We start from the raw sequence: 25,541 nt of genomic DNA, 5'->3' as shown, positions 1-25,541 counted from the left end.
GCATCTCTGGCCAGCGGCCGCGTGGGGCCGAGTTAAATTCTATGTCTTAAGCGTCGCGGTGGTTGACGCGCCGATGGCGTCCAGCCGGCCGGGCAGGTGCCGGCCGGCTGGACGCCATGGCTTTTTGGACGCTAGTGCTTGTCCGGTGTGGTCTTGTTCACCAGCATCAGGAACTCCGCGTTGGACTGGGTGTCGCGGATCTTGCCGGTGAGCACCTCCAGCGCCTGCTGCGGGTCGATGCCCGAAAGCATGCGGCGCAGACGCCACATGATGCGCACCTCTTCGGCGCTCATCAGCTGCTCTTCGCGACGGGTCGAGGACGCGTTGACGTCGACCGCCGGGAAGATGCGCTTCTCGGCGAGCTGGCGGCTCAGGCGCAGCTCCATGTTGCCGGTGCCCTTGAACTCCTCGAAGATGACCTCGTCCATCTTGGACCCGGTCTCCACCAGCGCGGTGGCCAGGATGGTCAGCGAGCCGCCGTTCTCGATGTTGCGGGCGGCGCCGAAGAAGCGCTTTGGCGGGTACAGCGCGGCGGAGTCCACGCCGCCGGACAGGATGCGGCCCGAGGCCGGGGCGGCCAGGTTGTAGGCGCGGCCCAGGCGGGTCATCGAGTCCAGCAGCACCACGACGTCCATGCCCATCTCCACCAGGCGCTTGGCGCGCTCGATGGCCAGCTCGGCCACGGTGGTGTGGTCGTCGGCCGGGCGGTCGAAGGTCGAGGCGATGACCTCGCCCTTGACGGTGCGCTGCATGTCGGTGACTTCTTCGGGACGCTCGTCCACCAGCACCATCATCAGGTGCACCTCGGGGTTGTTGGTGGTGATGGCGTTCGCGATGGACTGCAGGATCAGCGTCTTGCCGGCCTTCGGAGGCGAGACGATCAGGCCGCGCTGGCCCTTGCCGATCGGGGCGACCAGGTCGATGACACGCGGGCCGACCAGCTTCGGGTCGGTCTCCAGGCGCAGGCGCTCGGTCGGGTACAGCGGCACCAGCTTGTTGAATTCAACTCGCTCGCGGTTGTCCTCCGGCATCTTGCCGTTCACGGAAGTCAGCTGCACCAGGGCGTTGAACTTCTGGCGCGGGTTCGGGGTCTCGCCGTCGCGCGGTGCGCGGATGGCGCCGACGATGGCGTCGCCCTTGCGCAGGTTGTACTTCTTGACCTGGCCCAGGGTGACGTAGACGTCGTTCGGGCCGGGCAGGTAGCCGGCGGTGCGGACGAACGCGTAGTTCTCCAGCACGTCCAGGATGCCGGCGATCGGCAGCAGGACGTCGTCCTCGCTCAGCTGCGGCTCGTCGTCCTCGCGGCGGCCGCGGCGGTTGCGGTTGTTCCGGTCGTTGCGGTCCTGGTTGCGGTCGTTGCGATCGTTGCGATCACGGCGGTTGCCGCGCTCGTTGCGGTCGTTGTTGCGCTCGCGACGGTTGGCGTTGCGCTCGTTGCGGTCGTTGTTGCGCTCGCGGCGATCCTCGGACTGCTCGGCCGAATCCTGCTCGGAGGACTCGGCGCGGTCGTTGCCGCGGTCGCCGCGGTCGTTGCCGCGCTCGTTGCGGTCGTTGTTGCGCTCGCGACGGTTGGCGTTGCGCTCGTTGCGGTCGTTGTTGCGCTCGCGGCGATCCTCGGACTGCTCGGCCGAATCCTGCTCGGAGGACTCGGCGCGGTCGTTGCCGCGGTCGCCGCGGTCGTTGCCGCGCTCGTTGCGGTCGTTGTTGCGCTCGCGACGGTTGGCGTTGCGCTCGTTGCGGTCGTTGTTGCGCTCGCGGCGATCCTCGGACTGCTCGGCCGAATCCTGCTCGGAGGACTCGGCGCGGTCGCCGCGGTCGTTGTTGCGCTCGCGGCGGTTGCCGCGTTCACGGCGGTTGCCGCGCTCACGGCGCTCTTCGCGCTGATCGCCGGACTTCTCCGCGTCGGCGGACTCGGCGGCGTCGGCCTCGGCCGAAGCGGCCTTCGCCTCGCCTGCGGCAGCTTCGGCGTCCTGCGCCGGTGCTTCGCTGCCCTGCTCGGCCTTGGCGGCGCGGGTGTTGCGGCGCTGGCGTGGCGCGCGCTCCTTGGCCGATGCCTGGGCGGCATCCTCGGCCGGTGCTTCCACCGCGGCTTCGGCCTGGGCCGGCGCCTCGGCGGTGTCTGCCTTGGCTGCCTCGTCCTTGGCGCCGATCTTGCCCGAATCGGTCACGCGGCGCGAGGTACGGCGGGTGCGGGCAGGCTTCTCGGCCTTTGGCTCTGCGGCTTCGGCGGCCGGTGCGGCCTCCTGGGCTGGGGCCTCGGCTGCCTGCGGCGCCTCGGCGGCGGCCTTCGGTGCACGACGGGTGCGTGCTGCCTTGGCTGGCGCTTCCTTGGCGGCAGGCGCCTGGGCAGCATCGTTCTTCGGCTCCGCGGCCTTGGCTGCTTCAGCGTCCTTCGCGGCGATCGAGCCGCCGCGCTGGTGGGAGCTGATGGCGGCAACCAGGTCGGCCTTGCGCATGCGAGATCCGCCGGTGATGCCGAGCTGCGAAGCCAGTTGCTGCAGCTGGGTCATCTTCAAAGAGGCCAGGCCCGAGCTCTTGTTCTCGGAAGTCTTGGTGTCCACGCCTTCATTCAGGCTCGTGGTTTCGGTCACGAAAGTTCCTTCTGACTAGTAGGATGGGCTGCTTGCGGCAGTCCCACTGTGCCGTAAATATGAGGTGTTGCCGCCCAGAATGGGAGGCTGTTCCAACGAAAACCCGTCCCGCCTTCAGGTATGACCGGTGATGGCGGTACACGGGGTTTGAAAAGCTGATATCTCGACGACACGACTGTGCATGGATGTGGGATATCAAGGGTGCTGCGAGCTGCAGGAAAAATCCGGAACGGCTGGACGGCTGCGACAGGCACTGTGCACCGATCGCCTCCGCTTCAGCACTCGCCATAAGGTTCATCATCGGGCTGGCGCCCGCATGATCCGGTCTGCCTTGAGTGCTACAGCACTTCTACTGTAACACCGTTGGCGGCCAGCCGCGGAAACTCAGCACGCCAGGACACCGAAGATTGTGCGGAGAACTGCTCGATGAGCTCACGCGCCTGCTGTTCCTGCTGCTCCCCGGCCACCAGCGCAAGCACCGTCGGCCCCGCCCCGGAGACCACCGCGGCCAGCTGGTTCTCGCGCAGCAGCGCGATCAGCGCGCTGCTTTCCGGCATGGAAGCCGCGCGGTAGGACTGGTGCAGGTAGTCGACGGTGCCGGCGAGCAGGTAGGCCGGGTCATTGCTCAGCGCGTGGATCAGCAGCGCGCCGGAGGCGGTGTTCGCCGCGGCTTCGGCGTGGTCGATCTGCGCCGGCAGCACCCCGCGGGCCACCTCGGTGGACAGGCCGTTGGACGGGATGGCCAGCACCGCGCGGACCTGTGCGTGCACCGGAACCAGCGCGCAGCTGAAGGTCCCGTCGGCGTTGGTCGCGGAGATGCTCAATCCGCCGTACACCGCCGGAGCCACATTGTCCGGGTGACCTTCCCACGCGGCGGCGGCCTGGAAGACCGCGTCCAGTCCCCCGCGCTCGGCGGCCGGCAGCAGCGCATCGGCCGCCGCATAGGCGGCGACGATCGCGGCGGCGGAGGAACCCATGCCGCGGGCGTGCGGGATGTTGTTGGTTGCCTGCAGCTCGATGCCGGCCGGAGCGAAGCCGCGCTGTTCCCAGTAGCGGTGCATCTCGCGGATGATCAAGTGGGATTCGTCACGCGGCAGGCTTTCGGCCCCGTCGCCGCTGATCTCCACCGTGCTGCGCTGCGCGGTGCGGATCTCCAGCCGGTCGCGGAATTCCAGCGCGAGGCCCAGCGAGTCGAACCCTGGTCCGAGGTTCGCGGTGGTGGCGGGAGGGGCGACGATCAGGTGCTGGCCCAGGGCGATCTGCTGCATGGGTTCCTTCGAGGTGTTGAGCTTGCGGTGGTTGGCGGGCGGCCGGAGCCGGAACGTGCAGCGGCCCGCCGCGGCCGCACCGGGTGCCGGTGCGGCTGCGACGGGCCGGCAGGCAGCGGGCGGCGTCTAGGACAGGCCCAGTGCGGTGGCGACTTCCACGACGTCGAAGCCGACCTTGGTCGGGGCGACGGCCGAGCCGTCGGCCTGCTTCAGGGCCCAGTCCGGGTCCTTCAGGCCGTGGCCGGTCACGGTAATCACGATCTTCTTGCCGGCTGGCACGTTGCCGGCGGCGTGGTGCTTGATCAGGCCCGCGACGCCGGCCGCGGAGCCCGGCTCCACGAAGACACCCTCGCGGGAGGAGAGCCAGCGGTGCGCGGCGAGGATTTCCTCATCGGTCACCGAGTCGATGATGCCGCCGGACTCGTCGCGCGCTTCCTCGGCCTGGGCCCAGGAGGCGGGGTTGCCGATGCGGATGGCGGTGGCGATGGTGTCCGGCTCGGTCACCGGGTGGCCCAGCACGATCGGCGCGGCGCCGGCGGCCTGGAAGCCCCACATGATCGGGGTCTTGGTGGACACCGGTGCGAGCACGGCGCCGGCCTGGTTGGTGAACTCGGAGGCGTACTCCTTGTAGCCCTTCCAGTAGGCGGTGATGTTGCCCGCGTTGCCCACCGGCAGCACATGGTAGTCCGGGGCGTCGCCCAGGAAGTCGACGACCTCGAACGCGCCGGTCTTCTGGCCCTGGATGCGGGCCGGGTTCACCGAGTTGACCAGGAACACCGGGTAGTTCTCGGACAGCTTGCGGGCGACCTCCAGGCAGTTGTCGAAGTTGCCGTCGATCTGGATGATGTCAGCACCGTGCGCGATCGCCTGGGACATCTTGCCCATGGAGATCTTGCCGTCCGGCACCAGCACCGCGCATTTCAGCCCGGCCTGGGTGGCGTAGGCCGCGGCGGAGGCGGAGGTGTTGCCGGTGGAGGCGCACACCACGGCCTTGGCGCCGGCGGCGACCGCGGCGGTCATCGCCATGGTCATGCCGCGGTCCTTGAAGGACCCGGTCGGGTTCATGCCCTCGACCTTCAGGTACACCTCGCTGCCGGTCAGCTCCGAGAGCGCCGGGGCGAAGACGAGCGGGGTGCCGCCCTCTCCGAGCGTGATGACCTTGGTGTTCTCGTCTACTGGCAGACGGTCGGCATATTCGCGGATGACTCCGCGCCACTGGTGGGCCACGTTAGTTTCCTTCAACTCGCATAACGGATGTAACAGAGTGCACCGAGTCCAGCGCCGCGACGGCGTCGACGGTGGTGCGCAGGGCCGCTTCGGTGCCCCGGTGGGTCAGGATGCGCAGCGCGGAACCCTCGCCGTCGGCATCGCTGTGCTGGCTCATGGACTCGATCGAGACGCCGTGCTCGCCGAAGACCGCGGCGATGCTCGCCAGCACGCCGGGCTGGTCCTTGACCGACAGGCCGATCCAGTAGCTGGTGGTGATCGCATCGAAGTCCAGCAGGTTCACCGGCTGGTCCGCCGAGCCGCAGGGCAGCGGGGCCCCGGCGGCCAGCTGGCGGGCCACGGCGACGACGTCGCCCATGACGGCCGAAGCGGTCGGGTTGCCGCCCGCGCCGGCACCGTAGAACATCAGGTCCCCGGCGTTTTCGGCCTCGACGAACACGGCGTTGAACGCGCCGCGCACGCTGGCCAGCGGGTGGCTGCGCTTGATCAGCGACGGGTAGACGCGCACCGAGACGCCGGCTTCGGCGTTCTGGGCGATCGCCAGCAGCTTGATGACGTAGCCGGCCTCGGCGGCGGCGGCCACGTCGGCGGCGGTCACCTGCGTGATGCCTTCGGTGTGCACCTGGTCCGAGGTGACGGTGGTGTGGAACGCCAGCGAGGCGAGGATCGCGGCCTTCGCGGCGGCGTCGTGCCCGCCCACGTCGGCGGTCGGATCGGCCTCCGCGTAGCCCAGCGCCTGGGCCTCGGCGAGCACGTCGTCGAAGGCCGCGCCGGTGGAGTCCATGGCGTCGAGGATGAAGTTCGTGGTGCCGTTGACGATGCCCATCACCTTGGTGATGTGGTCTCCGGCCAGCGAATCGGCGATCGGGCGCAGGATCGGGATGGCCCCGGCCACCGCGGCCTCGTAGCGCAGCTGTGCGCCATTCCCGGCGGCCAGTGCGTTCAGCTGCGCGCCCTGGGCGGCGATCAGCGCCTTGTTGCCGGTGATCACGCTGGCCCCGCGCTTCAGCGCCCGGGCGATGTAGTCCCCGGCCGGCTGCAGGCCGCCGAGCAGCTCGATGACCACGTCGGCCTGGTCGATCAGCGCATTCGCGTCGGTGGTGAACAGGTCCGCGGGCAGCTCCACGTCGCGCTTCGAGGCGGTGTTGCGCACGGCGATGCCGATCAGCTCCAGCTTCGCGCCGCTGCGGTCGGCCAGCGCCGCCGCGTCCTCGCGCAGGATCCGCGCGACCTGCGCGCCGACCGTGCCGCAGCCCAGCAGGGCGACCTTCAGGCTCTTTTCAGCGGTCAATTAAACTCCCATGTCGCGGGCCAACAAATCAGCTTCCGTTTCCCTGCGCACGATCAGACGGGCTTCGCCGTCGCGCACGGCTACCACCGCGGGGCGGGTGAGGTAGTTGTAGTTGCTCGACAGGGCCCAGCAGTAGGCGCCGGTCGCCGGAACGGCAAGCAGATCGCCGGCGGCAAGGTCTTCGGGCAGGTAAACGTCCTTAACGACTATGTCACCTGACTCGCAGTGTTTCCCAACTACGCGAGAAATAATTGCGTCGCTTTGCGTCATACGGCCGGCCAGCACCGCGGTGTACTGCGCGTCGTAGAGCACCGGGCGCGGGTTGTCGCTCATGCCGCCGTCCACCGAAACGTAGCGCCGCGGATGCAGCGTGCCGGCGGCGTCCTCGACCTGGACGTCCTTGCGCACCCCGGCCTCGTAGAGGGTGAAGGTCGAGGGGCCGGCGATGGCGCGGCCCGGCTCGATCGAGATGCGCGGGCAGTCCAGCTGAAGCTCGGCGCAGGTGGCGGAGACGACCTGCGCCATCTGCGCGGCCAGCTTCACCGGGGTGGAGGGGTGGTCCTCGGAGGTGTAGGCGATGCCGTAGCCGCCGCCGAGGTCCAGTTCACCCAGCTGCACGCCGTGGATCTGGCGGATCTGCGCCAGGATGCCGAGCATGGTGCGCGCGGCCATGGCGAAGCCCTCGGCCTCGAAGATCTGCGAGCCGATGTGCGCGTGCAGGCCCAGCAGGTTCACGTTCGCTGCGTCCAGGGCGCGGGCGACGGCCGCCAGCGCCGGGGAGGTGCCCGAATCGTTGGCCAGGATGGACAGGCCGAACTTCTGGTCCTCGTGGGCGGTGGCGATGGCTTCGTGGGTGGAGGCGTGCACGCCCGGGGTGATGCGCAGCATCACGTTGGCCTGCCGGCCCAGCGCGTCGGCGATGCGGATCACGCGCTCCAGTTCGTCCAGCGAGTCCACCACGATGCGGCCCACGCCGGTCTCGATGGCGCGGGTGATCTCCGCGGCGGACTTGTTGTTGCCGTGCAGCGAGAGGTTCTCCCCCGGCACGCCGGCCGCGGCGGCCACGGCCAGCTCGCCGCCGGAGCAGGTGTCCAGGCGCAGCCCCTCGGCGGTCACCCAGCGGGCGACCTCGGTGCACAAGAACGCCTTGCCGGCGTAGTACACGTCCACCCCGCCGCACAGGTCCTTGAAGGCGGCGTCGAACGCTGCCTTGAAGCCGGCGGCGCGGGCGCGGAAGTCGTTCTCGTCGAGCACGAACAGCGGGGTGCCGAATTCTTCGGCCAGCCGGGAGACGGGGATGCCCTGCACGGCCAGCTGGCCGTCGGCGCCGCGGGCCACGCCTGTGGCCCATTCGATCTCGCGCAGCGCGTTAACGTCGTTCGGGAAATTCAGCCAAGCAGGAGCCAGCGGCGATGCTGCCATAGGGTATTACATCCTCTCCGGGGCGGATACGCCCAGCAGTTCCAGGCCGTTGGCCAGGACGGTGGTGGTTGCGTCGTTGAGCCACAGGCGCGCGGAATGCACCGGCAGCACGTTCGCGTCCTCGCCGATCGGGGTGACGCGGGTGGCGGCGTACCACGAGTGGTAGGCGCCGGCGACCTGCTCCAGGTAGCGGGCGATGCGGTGCGGTTCGCGGAACTCCGCGGCGCCGGCGACCACCGAGGGGAACTGGCCCAGCACGGCCAGCAGCTCGTTTTCGGTCGGGTCGGTCAGCTCGCCGGCGTCGAAGGACTCGCGGGTGACGTTTTTCTCCGCGGCGTTGCGGGCCGCGGCCGCGGAGCGCGCGTGGGCGTACTGCACGTAGAACACCGGGTTGTCGTTGGTGTTCTTCTTCAGCTGCTCCGGGTCCAGCGCGATCGGCGAATCGGCAGGGAAGCGGCCCAGCGAATAGCGCAGCGCGTCGGCGCCCAGCCAGTCGATCAAATCGCGCAGCTCGATGATGTTGCCCGCGCGCTTGGACAGCTTCGCCCCGTTGACGCTGATCAGCTGGCCGATCAGCACCTCGATGTTCTTTTCCTTGTCGTCCCCGGCGCAGGCGGCGATGGCCTTCAGGCGGTTGACGTAGCCGTGGTGGTCGGCGCCGAGCAGGTAGATCTTCTCGGTGAAGCCGCGGTCCTTCTTGGACAGGTAGTAGGCGGCGTCGGCGGCGAAGTAGGTCGGCTCGCCGTTCGCGCGGATCAGCACGCGGTCCTTGTCGTCGCCGAAGTCGGTGGTGCGCAGCCAGACCGCGCCCTCCTTGTCGAAGATGTGGCCCTGCTCGCGCAGGCGCGCCACGGCGTCGGCCACCGCGCCGCCTTCGTGCAGCGAGGTTTCGGAGAAGAACACGTCGAAGCCGACGCCGAAGTCCGCCAGGGTCGCCTTGATGTCCGCCATCTGGGCCTTGTAGGCCAGCTCGCGGATCTGCGGCAGCGCGGCATCCTCGTCCAGGCCCTTGAGCTGCGGCGCTTCGGCTTCGACGCTGTCGGCCAGTTCCTTGATGTACTCGCCCGGGTAGCCGCCCTCGGGCACCGGCAGGCCGTGCATGCGGTTGTAGACCGAACGCGCGAACACGTTCATCTGGTTGCCGGCGTCGTTGATGTAGTACTCGCTGGTGACCTCCGCGCCGGAGGCGCGCAGCACGCGGGCGATCGCATCGCCCAGCGCGGCCCAGCGGGTATGGCCGATGTGCAGCGGGCCGGTCGGGTTCGCGGAGACGAACTCCATGTTGACCACGTGGCCGGCCAACGCGTCGTTGGTTCCGTAGGCCTTGCCGGCCTCGACGATGGTGCGGGCCAGTTCGCCGGCGGCGGCGGCGTCCAGGGTGATGTTCAGGAAGCCGGGGCCCGCGATGTCCACGGCACCGACTCCCGGTACCTCCGCCAGGCGGGCGGCCAGCAGCTGCGCGAAGTCGCGCGGGGCCATGCCGGCCTTCTTGCCCAGCTGGAGCGCGATGTTGGTCGCCCAGTCGCCGTGCTCACGGCTCTTGGGTCGCTCCACGCGCACGACGTCGGGGATGTCGACGGAGATTTCGCCGGCTGCTACGGCCTGGGTGAGGCATGCGGATATTGCTGCGGAGAGTTCTTCAGGAGTCACCCATCAAGACTACCGGTTTTTCGCGCGCGCCACGGGCATTCATGACGCCGCAGGCTGTGATCATGTAGGCAATCGGGGCAGGCGCGAGCCTCGGTGCGGATTGCGCATTTGGCGTCGCGACCTGATAGTATTTTTTCGTTGCCCAGCAACACGCCTCTGTAGCTCAGTGGATAGAGCGTCTGCCTCCGGAGCAGAAGGCCGAAGGTTCGATTCCTTTCAGGGGCACCACCGCACCGCAGGTCTCGGTTTCCACCGGGACCTGCGGTTTTTTGCATCCACCGCGCACCACCGGGTGCCGCGCCAACGGACAACGGCCCCGCCGGCGAGGAGGTTTCCTCATCCGGCGGGGCCGTTGCCCGTTCAGCCGCGCGGGCGGCTACTGCAGCATGGTGCGGTCATCGAGCTGGGCGCCCTTGATCTTCTCGAACTCGCCCAGCAGGTCCTTGACGGTCATCTGCTGCTTCTGCTCGGAATCCAGGTCCAGGATGACCTGCCCGTCGTGCATCATGATCAGGCGCGTGCCAAGTTGCAGCGCCTGCTCCATGTTGTGCGTGACCATCAGGGTCGTCAACTGGTGGCGTTCGACGATCTGGTTGGTCAGCCGCGAGACCAGCGCCGCGCGCTGCGGATCCAGCGCAGCGGTGTGCTCGTCGAGCAGCAGGATCTTCGGCTCGGAGAACGTGGCCATGAGCAGGCTCAGCGCCTGGCGCTGGCCGCCGGAGAGCAGACCGACCTTGGTCTTCAGGCGGTTTTCCAGCCCGAGCTCCAGGGACTTGAGCTCCTCGACGAACAGTTCGCGGCGCTTGGCGCCGACGCCGGGCCCCAGTCCGCGGAAGCGTCCGCGGGCGTAGGCCAGGGCCATGTTCTCCTCGATCGACATGGTCGGCGCGGTGCCGGCCATCGGGTCCTGGAAGACGCGGCCGATGTACTTGGCGCGGCGGAAGTCGGCCATCCTGGTGACGTTCTTCCCGGCGATGGTCACCGAACCGACGTCCGGATGCAGCTTGCCGGCGACCATGTTCAGCACCGTGGACTTGCCGGCGCCGTTGGACCCGATCACCGTGACGAATTCGCCGTCGCCCAGGGTCAGGTTGATGTTGCGCAGGGCCTTGCGTTCGTTCACCGTACCCGGGAAGAACGTGCGGGACAGGTTCTTGATCTCAAGCATTGGTGCGAACCTCTTCCTTGGATTCGGTAACGGCGGCAGGGGTGCGCTTGAAGGTCTTCACGATCTTCTGGAACCCCTTCCACTTCGGCAGCAGCAGGGCGACGACCACCAGCACGGCGGAGATCAGCTTCATGTCGTTGACCTCCAGGCCGGCGACCAGGGCCAGCTGGATGACCAGGCGGTAGAGCACCGCGCCGATGACGACGGCCAGCGCGGCCAGCCAGATGTAGCGCTGGGTCAGGATCGCCTGCCCGACGATGACCGAGGCCAGGCCGATCAAGATCACGCCGATGCCCATGCCGACGTCGGCGAACCCCTGGTACTGGGCGACGACGGCGCCGGAGACTCCGACCAGGCCGTTGGACAGCGCCAGTCCCAGGATCTTCTGGTTGTCGGTGCTCACGCCGAAGGAGCGGATCATTTCCTGGTTGTCGCCCGTGGCGCGCATGGCCATGCCCATCTCGGTGTGCAGGAACCAGACCACGGCCGCGACCAGCACGAGGCTGACCAGGAAGAAGATGCCGATGGAGGTCCAGGAGCCGAGGATTCCTGCGGAGCGCATCGGGCTGATGAGCGTGTCCTCGCCCAGCAGCGGCGTATTCGCCTTGCCCATGATGCGCAGGTTGATGGAATACAGCGCGATCATCGTGAGGATACCGGCCAGCAGGCCGTCGATCTTGCCCTTGGTGTGCAGCAGGCCGGTGATCGCGCCGGCGGCCATGCCGGCGAGGAAGGCCAAGAGGGTGGCGAGCCATGGGTTGACCCCGTTGACGATGCCGACCGCGGCCACGGCGGCCCCGGTGGTGAAGCTGCCGTCGACGGTCAGGTCGGGAAAGTCCAGAATGCGGAAGGTCAGGTACACCCCGAGCGCCATGATGGCGTAAATCAGCCCGAGTTCAACTGCGGTGATCATGTTCGGATCCTTGAGTTGTTAAAAAATGTGGGTAGTCGCGACGAAGGCGAGGCGGCATGGTGCGCGCCCCGCCTTCGTGCCGCAGGTTTTCTCCGGCAAACCTTAGTAGGTCTGCACGGCCTTCGCCTTCATGTCCTCGGAGAACTCGATGCCGACCTTCTTGGCTGCGCCCTCGTTCAGGTACAGCTCGACCTGGGAGATGGTCTCAACGGGCATTTCGGCCGGCTTGGCCTCGCCCTTGAGGATCTTCACGGCCATGGCGGCGGTCTGCTCGCCCAGCTTCTCGTAGTTGATGCCGTAGGTGGCGGTCGCGCCGCGCTTGACGGACTCGCCGTCGGCGGAGATGACCGGCACCTTCTTGGACTGGGCGTTCTGCAGCAGGCCTTCCAGTGCGGAAACTACCGCGTTGTCGGTCGGCACGTAGAACGCGTCGACGTCCAGCGAGCTGGCTGCCTGCTGGACCTCGCTCGGAGCGGAGATCGCGGCTTCCTTGATGGTCAGGCCCAGCTCGGCCGCGGCGTCCTTGGCCCACTGGACCTGGACTGCGGAGTTCGCTTCGCCCGAGGAGTAGACGATGCCGACGTCCTTGGCCTCCGGCGCCAGTTCCTTGAGCAGCTCCAGCTGCTCCTTGACCGGGTTCTTGTCCGAGGTGCCGGTGACGTTGGCGCCCGGGGCCTCGTTGGAGGCGACCAGCTTGGCATCCACCGGATCGGTGACGGCGGAGAAGACCACCGGGATGCTGGTGATCGCCTGGGCGGCGGCCTGGGCGGTCGGGGTGGCGATGGCCAGAACCAGGTCGACGTCGCTGTCCGAGGCGAGCTTGCCCACCATCGAGGTGTTGGTGGCCTGGTCGCCCTGGGCGTTGTTCTCGTCGTAGGAGATCTTGTCGCCGGTGTAGCCGGCGCTCTCCATGCCCTTCTTGAAGCCAGCGGCCACGGCGTCCAGCGACGGGTGGGACACGTACTGGGCGATGCCGATCTTGACCGGCTCGTCGGTCTTGGCTGCGTCGTTGCTGCCGGAGTCGTTGCTGCCGCAGGCGGTCAGGGCCAGGGCGCCGGTGGCGGCGATGGCCGCGAATTTCAAAGCCGTAAAGCGCTTCATGGAGGTTCCTTTCAAAGTTCCCAATGCGAGTGATAACCACCGATACTTCACTGGATTCCGGAGAGCCGCCAGGCTCGCTGTTGGCTCGGGAACGATCCGGACCAGGTGACGGTAATTACCCCCGATCTTACATGTGAACGACCTCACCTTGACTACAATCAACGCCGTATCGCAGACATTTGCGTGTTGAACCGGGGAAAACACCGCACAAATCCGGTCTCCAAGGCGCAATTCGCGCACTTTTTGTATTCCAGAACCCCGAGACGGCGACGATTGTCTGGACAAAATGCGAACTTGACTTGCGTTGAACGCGATTCGGATCACGTCGGCGAGCGGCCCTGAACGACCTCGCGGGGCGCGGCGGGCACGGTGGCGCGAACACGAATAGAATGGGGGCATCATGGCGCTAACCATTTCCTATCCCGAAGCCCTACCCGTCTCCGGCCGCCGCGAGGACATCCTCGAGGCCGTGGCCAACCACCAGGTGGTGGTGATCGCCGGCGAAACCGGTTCCGGCAAGACCACCCAGCTGCCCAAGATGCTCATCGAACTCGGGTTGGCCGAGAAGGGCATGATCGGCCACACCCAGCCGCGGCGCCTGGCCGCGCGCACCGTGGCCGAGCGCATCGCCGAGGAAATGGGCACCAGCATCGGCGAGGAAGTCGGCTTCCATGTGCGCTTCACCGGCGAGGTGTCGCGGCGCACCAAGCTCAAGGTGATGACCGACGGCATCCTGCTGGCAGAGATCCAGCGCGACAAGCTGCTGAAGAAGTACTCCGCGATCATCATCGACGAGGCGCACGAGCGCAGCCTGAACATCGACTTCCTGCTGGGCTACCTCAAGCAGATCATGCCCCGGCGTCCGGACCTGAGGATCATCATCACCTCCGCGACCATCGACCCGGAGCGCTTCGCGAAGCATTTCGGCACGCTGGATGCCGACGGCGAGCTGGTCCCGGCGCCGATCCTGGAGGTCTCGGGGCGTACCTTCCCGGTCGAGCTGCGCTATCGTCCGCTGGAGGCCGAGGCGGACCTGGAGGACGACGCGGACGCCGGTTCGCTGGAGGACGACCGCGACCCGCTGGATGCGGTGGCCGACGCGGTGCGCGAGCTGGCCGCGGAGGCCCCCGGCGATATCCTGATCTTCTTCTCCGGGGAGCGCGAGATCCGCGACGCGGCCGATGCGCTGCGCGCGCTGGTGGCATCGAACAAGCGGCTGCCGCGCTACGAGGTGCTGCCGCTGTTCGCCCGGCTCTCGCTGGCCGAGCAGCACCGGGTTTTCCATCCGGGCTCCGCCCCGCGCATCATCCTGGCCACCAACGTGGCCGAGACCTCGCTGACCGTGCCGGGCATCAAGTACGTGATCGACACCGGCACCGCGCGCATTTCGCGGTACTCGCACCGCACCAAGGTCCAGCGCCTGCCGATCGAACGCGTCTCGCAGGCCAGCGCCAACCAGCGCTCGGGCCGCTGCGGCCGCGTGTCGGAGGGCATCGCGATCCGCCTGTACTCGGAAGACGACTACCAGGGCCGCCCGGAGTTCACCGATCCGGAGATCCTGCGCACGAACCTGGCCAGCGTGATCCTGCAGATGATCTCCATGGGCGTGGTGGCCTCGGCCGCGGAGGTCTCCGACTTCCCGTTCGTGCAGCCGCCGGACTCGCGGGCGATCTCCGACGGCGTGAACCTGCTGCGCGAGCTCGGGGCGCTGGACGGGCAGAAGCGCGCGGGCATCACCGCGGTGGGCCGCCAGCTGGCGCAGCTGCCGCTGGATGTGCGGCTGGGCCGGATGATCGTGGAGGCCGCCGGGCGGGGCGTGGCCAAGGAGCTGATGGTGCTCGCCGCCGCGCTGAGCATCCAGGATCCGCGCGAACGCCCCAGCGAGGATACCGGCCAGCGCGAGCGCGCCGCCGAGCTGCACAAGCGCTTCGCCGACGACAAATCGGACTTCACCGCGCTGCTGAACCTGTGGGCGTATGTGCGCGAGCAGCAGAACGAACTGTCCTCCTCGGCCTTCCGCCGGTTGTGCAAGGCCGAGCACATCAACTACCTGCGGGTGCGTGAATGGCAGGACCTGTTCACGCAGCTGCGCCAGCTGGCCAAGCCCTTGGGCATCACCGTGGCCGCCGCCCCAATCGAGCCGGCGGCGAACGAGGACGCGGTGCACAAGTCGCTACTGTCCGGGCTGCTGGGGCATATCGGGCTCTACGACGAGCGCAAGCGCGACTACGTGGGCGCGCGCGGCACCCGCTTCGCGATCTTCCCCGGGTCGGGCTTGTTCAAGAAGTCCCCGACCTGGGTCATGGCCGCCGAGCTGGTGGAGACCTCGCGGCTGTGGGCGCGCACCAACGCGGTGATCGACCCGGCGTGGGTGGAGGAGCTGGCCCCGCACCTTCTCAAGCACACCTACTCGGAGCCGCACTGGTCCAAGCGCAACGGGTCGGTGATGGGCTACGAGAAGCTCACGCTCTTCGGGCTGCCGATCGTGCCGCGCCGCCAGTTCCACTACTGGCGCGTGGACAAGGCGCTGGCCCGCGAGCTGTTCATCCGCCATGCGCTGGTGGAGGGCGACTGGCGCACGCACCACAAGTTCTTCGCAAAGAACCGCGCGCTGCTGGAGGAAGTCGAGGAACTGGAAACCCGCATGCGCCGGCACGATTTGCGCATCAGCGACGAGGACCTGTTCGCGTTCTACGACGCCCGGCTGCCCGCGGACATTCTCTCCGAACGGCACTTCGACCGCTGGTGGAAGAAGGCGCGCGCCGAGGATCCGGCGCTGCTGGACTTCGACCCCGAGGCGCTGCTGGCCGCCGACGCGCAGGCGCTGGACGAGACCGCGTTCCCGACCACCTGGGCGCTGGGCGGCATCCACCTGCCGCTGAGCTACGAGTACAACCCTGCGGCCGCCGGCGGCGAAGGCGACGGCGTCACGCTGACCGTGCCGGTGGTGTTCCTCAACCAGCTGGATCCGGCGCGCTTCGCCTGGCTGATCCCGGGCCTGCGCCATGAGCTGCTCACCGCGCTGATCCGCTCCATGCCCAAGGCGATCCGCAAGAACTTCGTGCCTGCGCCCGATGTGGCGGGCAAGGCGCTGGCGATGCTGGAGGCCGACTTCGACCCGGCGGCCGACGACCTGGCCGAATCCCTGGCCCTGGTGCTGCGCCGGCTGCGCGGCATCGTCGTGGACCCGGGGGTCTTCGACTTCTCCACGCTGCCAGCGCACCTGCGCTTCGGCTTCACCGTCACCGACGCCGCCGGCAAGGTGCTGGGGCAGGGCGACGACCTGGGCAAGCTGCAGTACGAGCTGGCGGCGGCCAACCGCGCCGCGCTGGCCAGCGGGGTCAACTCCCCCGGCGCCGCGGCCCAGGGCCGCCCGGGGACACCCGGCAAGCCGGGGGCTGCTTCCAAGGCCGGGCAGGGCAACACGGCCAAGGGCCGGCAGGGCGGGAAGGCATCCCGCGGCGCGAAGCACGCCGCCGGGGCGTGGGACCAGCAGCGGCTGACGGCCTGGCCGCAGCTGGAAGCGGCCGGGGACACCCTGGGCGACCGGCTGCCCCAGAAGGTCACGACCACGGTCATGGGCCAGCAGATCACCGCGTACCCGGGCCTGCTCGCCCAGGGCGAGGGCGTGGACCTGACGGTGTTCCGCACGGCCTCCGAGCGCGACGCGGCGCACCGCACCGGCGTGATCCGGCTGCTGATGCTGCGCCTGCCGCCGGCGGCGAAGTTCGTGATCTCGCACCTGAACAACACCGAGAAGCTGGCGTTCACGCAGAACCCGCACGGCTCGATCGAGAACCTGATCAGCGACTGCACCATGGCCGCGGTGGACAAGCTGGTGCCCGAGCAGCTGCCGATGGACCGCGCGGCGTTCGAGGCGCTGTTCGAGGTGGTGCGCGCGGAGCAGATCGACACGGTGTTCGCGATCACCGCGGTGGTGGCGAAGGTGTTCGCCGCCGCCACGCGGATCTCCAAGGAGCTGAAGGGCACCCGCTCGCTGGCCATGTACCCGGCGGTCGCCGACATCCGCTCGCAGCTGGAGCAGCTGATCTACCCAGGGTTCATCGCCGCCACCGGCGCCGCGCACCTGCTGCGCCTGCCGCGCTACCTGCAGGGCATCGAGAAGCGGCTGGAGAAGCTCACCGGCGGCGCGGTCACCCGCGACGGCCAGGCGCTGGCCGTGATCCAGAAGCTGGAGGACGAGTACGACGCCGCGCTGGAGAAGGTGCCCGAGGGCGCCCGCCTGCCGGCCGGGCTGCGCGAGGTGAAGTGGATGCTGGAGGAGATGCGCATTTCGCTGTTCGCCCAGGAGCTGGGCACCGCGTATTCGGTCAGCGAGAAGCGCATCCGCAAGGCGGTCAAGGACGGGCTCGCGGCGTTGTAGCCGCACGGCCCGCGCAGGAAAAGGCCCGCCGGAGCCGACCGCGTAGGTCGGTTCCGGCGGGCCTTCGCCGTTGCCGGGCCGGCAGGGTCGGCCGGGACGAAGCCCCGGTCGGCGGACGACGCTAGCCGGCCGGGACGAAGTCCCCGTGGCCGTCGGCGCGCAGCCCGTCGCGCAGAGCCTGCGCGTTGGCGTCCATCTGCGCCGGGTCCGGGTTCACCGCGGCGTTGGCCAGGTCGAAGTCGGCCAGCGAGTTGGTCGGCCACACGTGCACGTGCAGGTGCGGGACCTCGAAGCCGGCGATCATCAGCCCGGCGCGGGCGGAGTTGAACACGCGCTTCTGGGTGCGGCCGATCTTCGTGGCGACCAGGGTCAGGTGGGCGACGAGCTCATCGGGCGCGTCGGTGAACTCGTTGATCTCCGCGCGCGGCACCACCAGGGTGTGGCCGTCGGACAGCGGGCCGATCGACAGGAAGCCGACGCACTGCGCATCGGACCAGACGAAGCGGCCGGGGATCTCGCCGTTGATGATTTTGGTGAACAGCGTACTCATGGGCTGCCTTTCTGCCCGCGGCGGCGGGCGGTTGCGGGCGCGCGGCGGCCCTCGGCGGGGCGCGCCGCGCGGAAAACTAGTGGCGGTGCTGCTCGTCGCTGGTGGCGACCGGGGCCTCGGGATGCGAGCAGTACTCGGACCAGCTGCCCGGGTAGAGCGCCAGCCGGATCCCGGCGGTGTGCGCGGCGAGCACCTGGTGGGCGGCGGTGATGCCCGAGCCGCAGTACGCGGCAGCATCGCCGGTGTCAGCGCCGAGCTTGGCGAAGTCGGCGCGCAGCACCGCGGCGGGCAGGAAGCGCGCCTGCGAGTCCAGGTTGTCGGTGGTCGGCCGGTTCCGGGCGCCCGGGATGTGGCCGGCGACCGGGTCGATCGGCTCCTCGATGCCCAGGTACCTGGCGGTGGCGCGCGAGTCGATCAGCGTGCCGCTGAAACCTGCCAGCTGGTCGAACTCGATGACCGGCATGCGCCCCCAGGACAGGGTGACCCGGCCCGGGTCGTTGGCCTGCTCCCCGGTGGCCAGCGCGGTGCCGGGCAGCGAGGAATAGGCTTCCAGTCCCCCGTCCAGCACCACCGCGTTCTCGAAGCCGGCGTGGCGCAGCAGCCACCAGGCGCGGGCGGCGGCCAGCGCGCCGGAATCGTCGTACACCACGACCTGCGAGTCCTGGTTGACTCCCCAGCGCCGGGCGGAGGCCTCGAAATCGGCCGGCAGCGGCAGCGGATGGCGGCCGGTTCCGGGGCCCGGGGCCGAGGACAGCTCGCGTTCCAGGTCGACGAAGACCGCGCCGGGGATGTGCCCGGCGGCGTAGAGCTCGCGCCCGTCGCTGCGGCCCAGCGACCAGCGCACGTCCAGCAGCACCGGGTCCGGGCCCGGAGCCTGGAGCAGCGCGGCCAGCGAGGCGGCGGAAATCAGCGGGTTCATGCGTGCCCCTCCACGGTGCCGGCGTCGGTCTGCGAAGTTTCCGCCGCGGCCAGCAGTTCGGCGGCGCGGTACTCGGTCCGCGGCTCCAGGCGCTGGTAGCTCGCCCCGTGGTGCGCAGCGATCGCGCCGAGCTGGCGGTCGAACAGCCCGGTGCCGCGGGCATTGAGCAGCCCGTCGTGGATCGGCACCCAGACCGGGGCGCCGACCGCCACCGCGAAGTCCGCGGCCTCGGCCATCTTGCCCCAGGGGCCCATCACCGGCAGCAGCAGCACGTCCGGGCGCACGCCGACCGGAACCTGGTAGCTGTCCCCGGGGTGGAAGACCTGCACCCGCCCCACGGCGGCGTCGCCCACCAGGTAGCCCACGTTGGCGACCGGGTCGATCGAATGGTGGATGGTGGCGTGCGTGCCGCCGAAGGTGCGCACCCGGATCCCGCCGACGATGAAGTCCATGCCCTCGTGCACGGTGTGCACCTGGGCGCGGCGGGCCGCGGGCAGTTCGGTGCGCAGCGCGGCGGCCAGCCCGGCCGGCGCATACACCTGGAGCACCGGGTTCGCGCCCAGCGCGGCCGCCAGGGCCTGGTGGTCGGCGTGGTCCGGGTGCTGGTGGGTGACCAGCACCGCGTTCTTGTTCTCGAACGCACCGGCCAGATCGCTGAAGGATCCCGGGTCGAGCAGCAGCGACCCGTCAACGGTGCTCAGTTCCAGGCACGAATGCCCTCTGGATGTGATACGCATGTCCTTAGCGTAGGCTCCGGCGGCGTACCGTGCCACCACCAGACACGCCCTGCGCCGCAAAGTTGGCTAAAATTGGGTTAAACCGCCGGTGGCTGGGGTCGATTCGACACCGGCAGTCCGCCGCGGCAACCACGGGATCCCACCCAGGAGAGGAATGGTGCACGGCCATGGCACAGCCCGAAACCCGGATCACCAAGCAGCGGGTCGCGGTGGAGGAGGCCCTGGAGCAGGTCGACGACTTCGCGACCGCCCAGGAACTGCACCGCTGGCTGCAGGAGGCGCAGAAGAAGGTCTCGCTGGCCACGGTCTACCGGCTGCTGCAGTCCATGTCGGACGACGGCCTGGTCGACGTGCTGCGCAGCGCCGACGGGGAGGCCCGCTTCCGCCGCTGCATCACCGAGGCGCACCACCACCACCTGATCTGCCGGGTGTGCTCCAAGACCGTGGAGGTGCTAGCCCCCTCCGTTGAGCGCTGGGCCGCGCGGATCGCGGCGGAAAACGACTTCACCGACCCAGAGCACACCGTGGAGATCTACGGCACCTGCGCCGCGTGCCGCGAAGCCGGGAACTAGCTGCCGGGGTCCCCTCGCTCAGCGCAGCGCCAGGCCGGGACCCGACAATGCGCCGGGGCGGACGGCGCGCCCGGTGAGCCGCAGCAGCAGGTCCAGGCGTGCCCCGCGCAGCTGCGGGCCGAGCCCCAGCACGAAGTTCCCGTCCTCGCTCACCAATTGCAGCCGCCGCGCCAGTTCCCTGGCCCCGCCGATGGATTGCCCGGTCCGCGCCTGGTAGCCGATGGCCAGCTCCAGCGCCCGGTGCGGGTAGCTGCGCTCCAGCCCCGCCGCGCGGCGGATGTCCTCCCCGTGCACGATCTCCTCGACCAGCCGCGAGGCAGGTGCCGCCGGAGGTCCGGAGGTGCGGCGGGCCACCGCCCGCAGCCGCTGCAGGGTCTGGCCGGGGCTCGCTCCCCGATGGGCCTCGATCCCCCGCTGGTTCAGCCGGTCGAAGTCGAAGCGGGCGGCCAGCAGGCACCGCAGGAAACCTGGCTTGGTGGTGAGCGCATTGTCCACCAGGTGCGCCGCGACATCGTGCACGCTCCAGCCCGGCAGCATCGACTCCTGCTCCCACTGCGCGCGGTCCAGGGTGCCGAGGTCCGCGATCAGCGCCTGCCGCTCGGCATGCACCAGCGGCCAGATCAGCTCGGCTGCTTTTCCACTCATGACCCGATCCTTGTGCGGATCCGCCGTTCCGTCAATGGCGGCGGCCAGCGCCCATGGCGCCCCGCACGGCCCAAGCCCCCGCCCGGCCCAAACCTGCACCCGGTCCGCTGCGACGGCTGGGGTTGCAGTGCGGAACCGGGCGGTGCACGATGCCGGGGCGGGGCGGCCGGGTCGTCGGCTAGCGCCGGGTGCGCGGCTCGGTGGCCGGGCCGCTCGGGGTGGCGCCGCCCTCGTCGGTCCAGTCATGGCCGAGTTCGTCGTTGAGCGCCGGGTCGGACACGTGGTCCGCGGACGGGCCCGCCGTGTCGTCCGGCGTGGATCCGGTCAGCACTGATTCAGGCTGCAGCGAGTCCTGCAGCGAGTCGTGCCCGGTCGCGTCGTTCATCTCATGGTCCATCTCGGTGCTCCTTTCATCGGGAGCTGCCACCGTAGCAACCGGCGCCGCCATGGTTCGAGCGCCGCGGGCAGGTTCCCAGCGAATACCCATCCGGCCGGAACCTCGGGTTAACCAACCGCGGCCCCGTCACAAGACTGACGGGGCCGCGGTTGAATCATCACTCGCACCTTTTGAGGTACCTACTACGTTACGGGCCGCGGCTATGAGCCCGCTGAGTCCGCGCCGTGCGCCAGCCCATAGTTGCGGCGCCGGGCGGGGCAGGATGCCGGGTGCGCCGGGCGGCTAAACCTGGTGGCGGCGCGGGGAGCGCACCGCCTCGATCCCCCGGCAGACCAGGTAGATCACGAAGGAAATGGTGGTGACATAGGGGCTGATCGGCAGCGAGCCGGCCAGCGCCAGCAGGATTCCGCCGACCACTGCCAGCTCGGCGAACAGCACCGAGAGGATAACGGTGAGCACCGGATTGGAGCTCACGCGCATGGCCGCGGCGGCCGGGGTGATCAGCAGCGCGAGCACCAGCAGCGCGCCGACCACCTGGATCGTCACCGCGACGGCCAGGGCCAGCACCATCATGAAGATGATCGACAGCCCTGCGGTGCGCACGCCGCGCGCATTGGCCACGACCGGGTCGGCGCTGGCGAAGGTCAGCGGCCGCCAGATCAGCGCCAGCGCCAGCACCACCACCGCGCTGAGCATCAGCATGCCGCCCAGCTGCACGTCGTCAACCGCGACGATCTGGCCGGTGAGCAGGCCGAACTTGTTGGCGCTGCGCCCCTCGTAGAGCGAGAGGAACAAGATGCCCAGGCCCAGGCCGAAGGGCATCAGCACCCCGGTGATCGAGTTGCGGTCGCGCGCCCGGGTGCCCAGCACCCCGAGGATCAGCGCCGCGATGAGCGAGCCGAAGACCGAGCCGGTGACCACGTCCACGCCGATCAGCAGGGCGAAGGCGGCACCCGCGAAGGACAGTTCCGCGATGCCGTGCACGGCGAAGGCCATGTCGCGCATCATGATGAAGATGCCGATCAGCCCGCCGACGATGCCCAGCGCGGCGCCGGCGACCAGCGAGTTGCCGACCAACGGCAGCAGCAGCGCGTAGTCCTCGAAGTTGAACGCCTTGTCGATGAAGTCTGCGAAGTCCATGTTCAGGCCTGCTTTCCGTTGGCGCCCTGCGCACCGGAGGCGGGGCCGGCGTCCTCGGCGTGGTCGTGGCCGTCGGGCGGCAGGGCGCGGTTGCCGTCGCCGCTGACCACCACGATGCGCCCGTTCACGCGCAGCACCTGCACCGGGGCGCCGTAGAGTTCGCTGAGCACCTCGGTGCGCATGACCTCGTCGACGCTGCCCAGGTGGAAGCGGCCTTCGGCGAGGTAGAGCACCCGGTCGACATAGGGCAGGATCGGGTTGATCTCGTGGGTGACGAAGATGACCGCGCTGCCGCGCTGCACGGCCTGGTGGTGGATGACCTCGCTGATGGCCTGCTGGTGGTGCAGGTCCAGGGACAGCAGCGGCTCGTCGCACAGCAGCACCTTGGGGTCCCCGGCCAGCGCCTGGGCCGCGCGCAGCCGCTGCTGCTCGCCGCCGGAGAGATCCGACACCGCCCGGTTGGCGTAGCCGCCGGCGCCGACCAGCTCCAGCAGCTCGTCGACCTTGGCGCGCACCGCACGGCGGGCCAGCCGGATGCCCGGCCTGGTGCCGTCGATGCCCAGCGCGACCAGGTCGCGGGCGCGCAGCGGCACATTGTCGCCGAAGGGCCGCTGCTGCGGGATCAGGCCCACCGAGTCCGACCCCCGGCGCACCGGGGCCCCGTCGATGAAGACCCTGCCGGCATCCAGCGCGGTGGTGCCCAGCATGGTGTTGATGAAGCTGGTTTTGCCCGAGCCGTTGGGCCCGAGCACGGCCAGGAACTCCCCCGGCTGCACCTGCAGGTCCAGGCCTTCCCAGAGGACTCTGGGGCCATAGGCCAGTCGCGCATTCTCGAAGGTGACGATCGGGGCAGGGCTCATCGGGGCGGCTTTCTAAGCAGGTGCTGCATGCGGAGTCCCCCGCCCGGGGCGCCCCTTCGGGCGCTGATTCGGGCGGGAATGAAAAACTGCGGCACCGCTGGAACGGTACCGCAGTTAATCCTACCAGTTGCGAGTCATTCGCAATACGCGGTCGGCCGAAGGCTTAATGGGCGCCCCGCCGAACCGGCGGGATCAGCCCTGGGGGTTGCTGCGCGGCGGGGCCACGCGCTTCCGGGTGGAGTCGCTGATCTCGCCCACCAGCACCTCGATGATGTCCTCCAGGAACACCACGCCCAGGGTGGCGCCCGCGTCGTCGACCACCGCGGAAAGGTGGTTGCCCTCCTGGCGCATGGTCTCCAGCGCGTCCTCGATCTCGGTGTCCTGCTTCAGCTTGCCCAGCGGGTGCAGGTCCAGGTCGCGCAGCGGGGCGGTGGAATGCGCATCGTCGATGAGCATCACGTCCTTCACGTGCCAGTAGCCCACAGGGATCTGCTCGCGGGTGATCAGCAGGCGCGAGAAGCCGGTCTTGCCGACCTTCTTCTCGAATTCGCGCGCGGTGGCGGTGCCCCATTCAAGGGTGAACAGGTCCTCCAGCGGCACCATGCAGGTCTTCGCGGTGACGCTGGAGAACTCCAGCGCCTTGGTCAGGCGCAGCGCGTCGTCCTTCTCCAGCGCGCCTTCCTCGGAGGAGGCGCGGATGATGGTGCGCACCTCGGCGGCCGTGTAGGAGCTGGCCACCTCGTCCTTTGGCTCGACGCCGAAGGCATGCAGCACCAGGTTGGCCGCGCCGTTGAGCAGCGCGGTGATCGGCTTGAGCACCTTGGACAGGCCCACCAGCGGCATGGCCAGCAGCAGCACGGCCTTGTCCGCCACGGAGACCGAGATGTTCTTCGGCACCATCTCGCCGAAGGTCACGTGCAGGAAGGTGACCACGATCAGCGCGATCAGGAAGGCGACGGTGTCCGCCGCGGCGGCGGCCAGGCCCAGCGCCATCAGCGGTTCGGCCAGCAGGTGGTGGATCGCCGGTTCGGAGATGTTCAGGATCAGCAGCGAGCAGACCGTGATGCCCAGCTGGCACACGGCCAGCATGATCGACACGTGCTCCATCGCGTACAGTGCCACCTTGGCCCGCTTGTTGCCGGCCTCGGCCAGCGGCTCGATCTGCGATCGGCGGGCGGACATGACCGCGAATTCGCCGGCGACGAAGAACGCGTTGAATCCCAGCAGGATGACCAGCCAGAGAAGTCCCATGACGTCGCTCATTCGCCCTCCTCCTGTTGCCTCGGCGCCGGTTCGAAGCGGATCTGCGCGATGCGCCGCCCGTCCAGCTCGGTGACCGTGAAGACGCCGGCCGCGGTGGAGACCTGGTCGTTCAGCTCGGCCATGCGGCCCAGCTCGGCGAGCATGTAGCCGCCGACGGTTTCGTAGGAGGCGTCATCCGGGATGACCTCGCTGCCCACGTGCTCGTTGACCTCGTCCGGGCGGTACATGCCCGGGAAGAGCCACTTGCCGTCGGGCTGGGTGACAGCTTCCTCTTCGTCCTCGTCGTGCTCGTCGGACACCTGCCCGACGATCTCCTCGACCAGGTCCTCCAGGGTGACCAGCCCGGCGGTTCCGCCGTATTCGTCCATCACGATGGCCAGCTGGTACTCGGCCTCGCGCAGCTGCTCCAGCAGCACGTCGAGGTGGATGGTCTCCGGGACGTAGAGCGCGTCGTGGGCGAATTCGCCCACCTGCAGGGCGGCGCGGCGTTCGCGCGGCACCGAGACGACGGCCTTGATGTGGCAGACGCCCTGGATCTCGTCGCTGGAGCCCTCGGTGACCGGGAAGCGGGAGAAGCCGGTGTCGGCGCTGACCGCTATCAGCTCCGACAGCGGCGCCTCGGAGTCGATGGTGGACATCGAGGTGCGCGGGGTCATCACATCCGCGGCGGTGCGCTCGGAGAATTCGATGGTGGACTGCACGAAGCGGGCGGTCTGCACATCCAGGGTGCCAAGCTGCGCCGAACGGCGCACCAGCGAGGCCAGTTCCTGCGACGAACGGGCCGCGGAGATCTCCTCCTTGGCCTCCATGCCGAAGAAGCGGTGCAGCACCGCGTTGGAGAAACCGTTGAGCACGACGATGGCCGGCTTGAAGACCGCGGTGAACACCAGGTGCGGACGGGCCAGCACCTTGCCCACGGCCATGGCCTGGGCGATCGCCAGGTTCTTGGGGACCAGTTCACCGATAAGCATCGACAGCAGCGTGGCGATCAACATGGAAACTACCACCGAGATCGTGGTGGCACTGGCGCCGGCGATGCCGACGGTTTCCAGCAGCGGGGCCAGCAGCTTGCTCAATGACGGTTCGAGCACGTAGCCGGTGAGCAGCGTGGTCAGGGTGATGCCCAGCTGGCAGCTGGACAGCTGCGTGGACAGGGAGGTCAGGCACTGCATCAGCGGCTTGGCGCCGCGTTCGCCGGCTTCGACGGCCTGTTGCACGGTGCTCTTGTCGAGTGCGACCAGCGCGAATTCCACGGCGACGAAAAAGCCGGTCCCGAGGATCAGCAGCAGGCCGAAAAGTATGTAAAGCCATTCCATGGGTGGTTATCTCCACCCGCGCAATGATTGAGGTGGTATTTCCCCGAAGCCCGTGAGGGGGCAACTAGAAGGCTCCAATGCGGAGCCGGAACTTGTCGGAGCTGGACTGACGTGGCCGGCGCTGCGC

20 protein-coding genes and 1 tRNA gene are annotated in these 25,541 nt (G+C 69.0%); 3 read left to right on the top strand and 18 right to left on the bottom strand.

The features are described 5' to 3' along the window. Positions 1–131 precede the first annotated feature (131 nt). The 6 genes from rho to argS all read right to left on the bottom strand — a co-directional run bounded on the left by rho (position 132) and on the right by argS (position 9,449). On the bottom strand, positions 132–2,591 hold the full coding sequence (rho, locus tag JQN66_RS06500) for a transcription termination factor Rho (RefSeq protein WP_204677102.1): 2,460 nt from the start codon (positions 2,589–2,591) through the stop codon (positions 132–134). A gap of 338 nt (positions 2,592–2,929) precedes the next feature. Next, the gene (gene thrB, locus JQN66_RS06495) at positions 2,930–3,859 is read right to left on the bottom strand and encodes a homoserine kinase (protein WP_204677101.1); all 930 of its coding nucleotides are present in this window, start codon (positions 3,857–3,859) and stop codon (positions 2,930–2,932) included. A gap of 126 nt (positions 3,860–3,985) precedes the next feature. Continuing rightward, positions 3,986–5,086 carry a threonine synthase gene (thrC, locus tag JQN66_RS06490; RefSeq protein WP_204677100.1) on the bottom strand — a complete coding sequence of 367 codons (1,101 nt, stop codon included), beginning with the start codon at positions 5,084–5,086 and terminating at the stop codon, positions 3,986–3,988. Position 5,087: 1 nt separating this feature from the next. Continuing rightward, positions 5,088–6,377, bottom strand: coding sequence for a homoserine dehydrogenase (locus tag JQN66_RS06485; RefSeq protein ID WP_204677099.1), 1,290 nt, complete (start codon positions 6,375–6,377; stop codon positions 5,088–5,090). After that, positions 6,378–7,799 carry a diaminopimelate decarboxylase gene (gene lysA, locus JQN66_RS06480; RefSeq protein WP_204677098.1) on the bottom strand — a complete coding sequence of 474 codons (1,422 nt, stop codon included), beginning with the start codon at positions 7,797–7,799 and terminating at the stop codon, positions 6,378–6,380. Between the two features lie 6 nt (positions 7,800–7,805). After that, the gene (gene argS / locus JQN66_RS06475; RefSeq protein ID WP_204677097.1) at positions 7,806–9,449 is read right to left on the bottom strand and encodes an arginine--tRNA ligase; all 1,644 of its coding nucleotides are present in this window, start codon (positions 9,447–9,449) and stop codon (positions 7,806–7,808) included. Positions 9,450–9,601: 152 nt separating this feature from the next. On the opposite strand from argS, the gene JQN66_RS06470 reads away from it, so the two are divergent. Beyond that, positions 9,602–9,677 (top strand) — tRNA-Arg (locus JQN66_RS06470). A gap of 148 nt (positions 9,678–9,825) precedes the next feature. Here the strand turns inward: JQN66_RS06470 and JQN66_RS06465 are convergent. The 3 genes from JQN66_RS06465 to JQN66_RS06455 all read right to left on the bottom strand — a co-directional run bounded on the left by JQN66_RS06465 (position 9,826) and on the right by JQN66_RS06455 (position 12,631). Next, positions 9,826–10,617: an ABC transporter ATP-binding protein gene (locus tag JQN66_RS06465; RefSeq protein ID WP_204677096.1), complete on the bottom strand. Its 792-nt coding sequence runs from the start codon at positions 10,615–10,617 to the stop codon at positions 9,826–9,828. Continuing rightward, positions 10,610–11,530 carry an ABC transporter permease gene (locus tag JQN66_RS06460; protein WP_204677095.1) on the bottom strand — a complete coding sequence of 307 codons (921 nt, stop codon included), beginning with the start codon at positions 11,528–11,530 and terminating at the stop codon, positions 10,610–10,612. Before JQN66_RS06460 ends, JQN66_RS06465 begins: the two co-directional genes overlap by 8 nt. Before the next feature lie 102 nt (positions 11,531–11,632). After that, positions 11,633–12,631 carry an ABC transporter substrate-binding protein gene (locus JQN66_RS06455; RefSeq protein WP_204677094.1) on the bottom strand — a complete coding sequence of 333 codons (999 nt, stop codon included), beginning with the start codon at positions 12,629–12,631 and terminating at the stop codon, positions 11,633–11,635. A 400-nt stretch (positions 12,632–13,031) separates the two neighbouring features. Between JQN66_RS06455 and hrpA the strand changes: the two genes are divergently transcribed. Beyond that, positions 13,032–17,015 (top strand): ATP-dependent RNA helicase HrpA, encoded by a 3,984-nt coding sequence (gene hrpA / locus JQN66_RS06450; protein WP_204677093.1) that lies wholly within the window; start codon positions 13,032–13,034, stop codon positions 17,013–17,015. A gap of 121 nt (positions 17,016–17,136) precedes the next feature. On the opposite strand, the gene JQN66_RS06445 is transcribed toward hrpA, so the two are convergent. From JQN66_RS06445 to JQN66_RS06435, 3 genes are all read right to left on the bottom strand, one after another. Then, positions 17,137–17,565 carry an HIT family protein gene (locus JQN66_RS06445; RefSeq protein ID WP_204677092.1) on the bottom strand — a complete coding sequence of 143 codons (429 nt, stop codon included), beginning with the start codon at positions 17,563–17,565 and terminating at the stop codon, positions 17,137–17,139. Between the two features lie 76 nt (positions 17,566–17,641). After that, entirely contained in the window at positions 17,642–18,484 is an 843-nt protein-coding gene (locus tag JQN66_RS06440) for a sulfurtransferase (protein ID WP_204677091.1), read from the bottom strand. Beyond that, complete coding sequence (locus tag JQN66_RS06435; RefSeq protein WP_204677090.1) at positions 18,481–19,221, bottom strand: MBL fold metallo-hydrolase; 741 nt, start codon at positions 19,219–19,221, stop codon at positions 18,481–18,483. Before JQN66_RS06435 ends, JQN66_RS06440 begins: the two co-directional genes overlap by 4 nt. A 167-nt stretch (positions 19,222–19,388) precedes the next feature. On the opposite strand from JQN66_RS06435, the gene JQN66_RS06430 reads away from it, so the two are divergent. Next, on the top strand, positions 19,389–19,793 hold the full coding sequence (locus tag JQN66_RS06430) for a Fur family transcriptional regulator (RefSeq protein ID WP_204677089.1): 405 nt from the start codon (positions 19,389–19,391) through the stop codon (positions 19,791–19,793). A gap of 18 nt (positions 19,794–19,811) precedes the next feature. Here the strand turns inward: JQN66_RS06430 and JQN66_RS06425 are convergent, their stop codons facing one another. From JQN66_RS06425 to JQN66_RS06400, 6 genes are all read right to left on the bottom strand, one after another. Beyond that, positions 19,812–20,438, bottom strand: a complete 627-nt coding sequence (locus JQN66_RS06425; protein WP_204677088.1) for a maleylpyruvate isomerase family mycothiol-dependent enzyme — start codon at positions 20,436–20,438, stop codon at positions 19,812–19,814. A 178-nt stretch (positions 20,439–20,616) separates the two neighbouring features. Further along, positions 20,617–20,835: a hypothetical protein gene (locus JQN66_RS06420; RefSeq protein ID WP_204677695.1), complete on the bottom strand. Its 219-nt coding sequence runs from the start codon at positions 20,833–20,835 to the stop codon at positions 20,617–20,619. Between the two features lie 282 nt (positions 20,836–21,117). Beyond that, the gene (locus JQN66_RS06415) at positions 21,118–21,975 is read right to left on the bottom strand and encodes a metal ABC transporter permease (RefSeq protein WP_204677087.1); all 858 of its coding nucleotides are present in this window, start codon (positions 21,973–21,975) and stop codon (positions 21,118–21,120) included. A gap of 2 nt (positions 21,976–21,977) precedes the next feature. Then, on the bottom strand, positions 21,978–22,835 hold the full coding sequence (locus tag JQN66_RS06410; protein ID WP_204677086.1) for a metal ABC transporter ATP-binding protein: 858 nt from the start codon (positions 22,833–22,835) through the stop codon (positions 21,978–21,980). A 192-nt stretch (positions 22,836–23,027) separates the two neighbouring features. Further along, positions 23,028–24,098 carry a hemolysin family protein gene (locus tag JQN66_RS06405; protein WP_204677085.1) on the bottom strand — a complete coding sequence of 357 codons (1,071 nt, stop codon included), beginning with the start codon at positions 24,096–24,098 and terminating at the stop codon, positions 23,028–23,030. Further along, a complete protein-coding gene (locus JQN66_RS06400; protein WP_188948592.1) occupies positions 24,095–25,414 on the bottom strand; it encodes a hemolysin family protein in 1,320 nt (439 codons plus the stop codon). The genes JQN66_RS06405 and JQN66_RS06400 overlap by 4 nt, the downstream gene beginning before the upstream one ends. Between the last annotated feature and the right edge of the window lie 127 nt (positions 25,415–25,541).

The organism is Glutamicibacter protophormiae (genome assembly GCF_016894325.1).
GTDB lineage: Bacteria > Actinomycetota > Actinomycetes > Actinomycetales > Micrococcaceae > Glutamicibacter > Glutamicibacter protophormiae.
The sequence above is the reverse complement of the archived record's forward strand: the minus strand, read 5'-3'. Positions and strand labels throughout refer to the sequence as shown.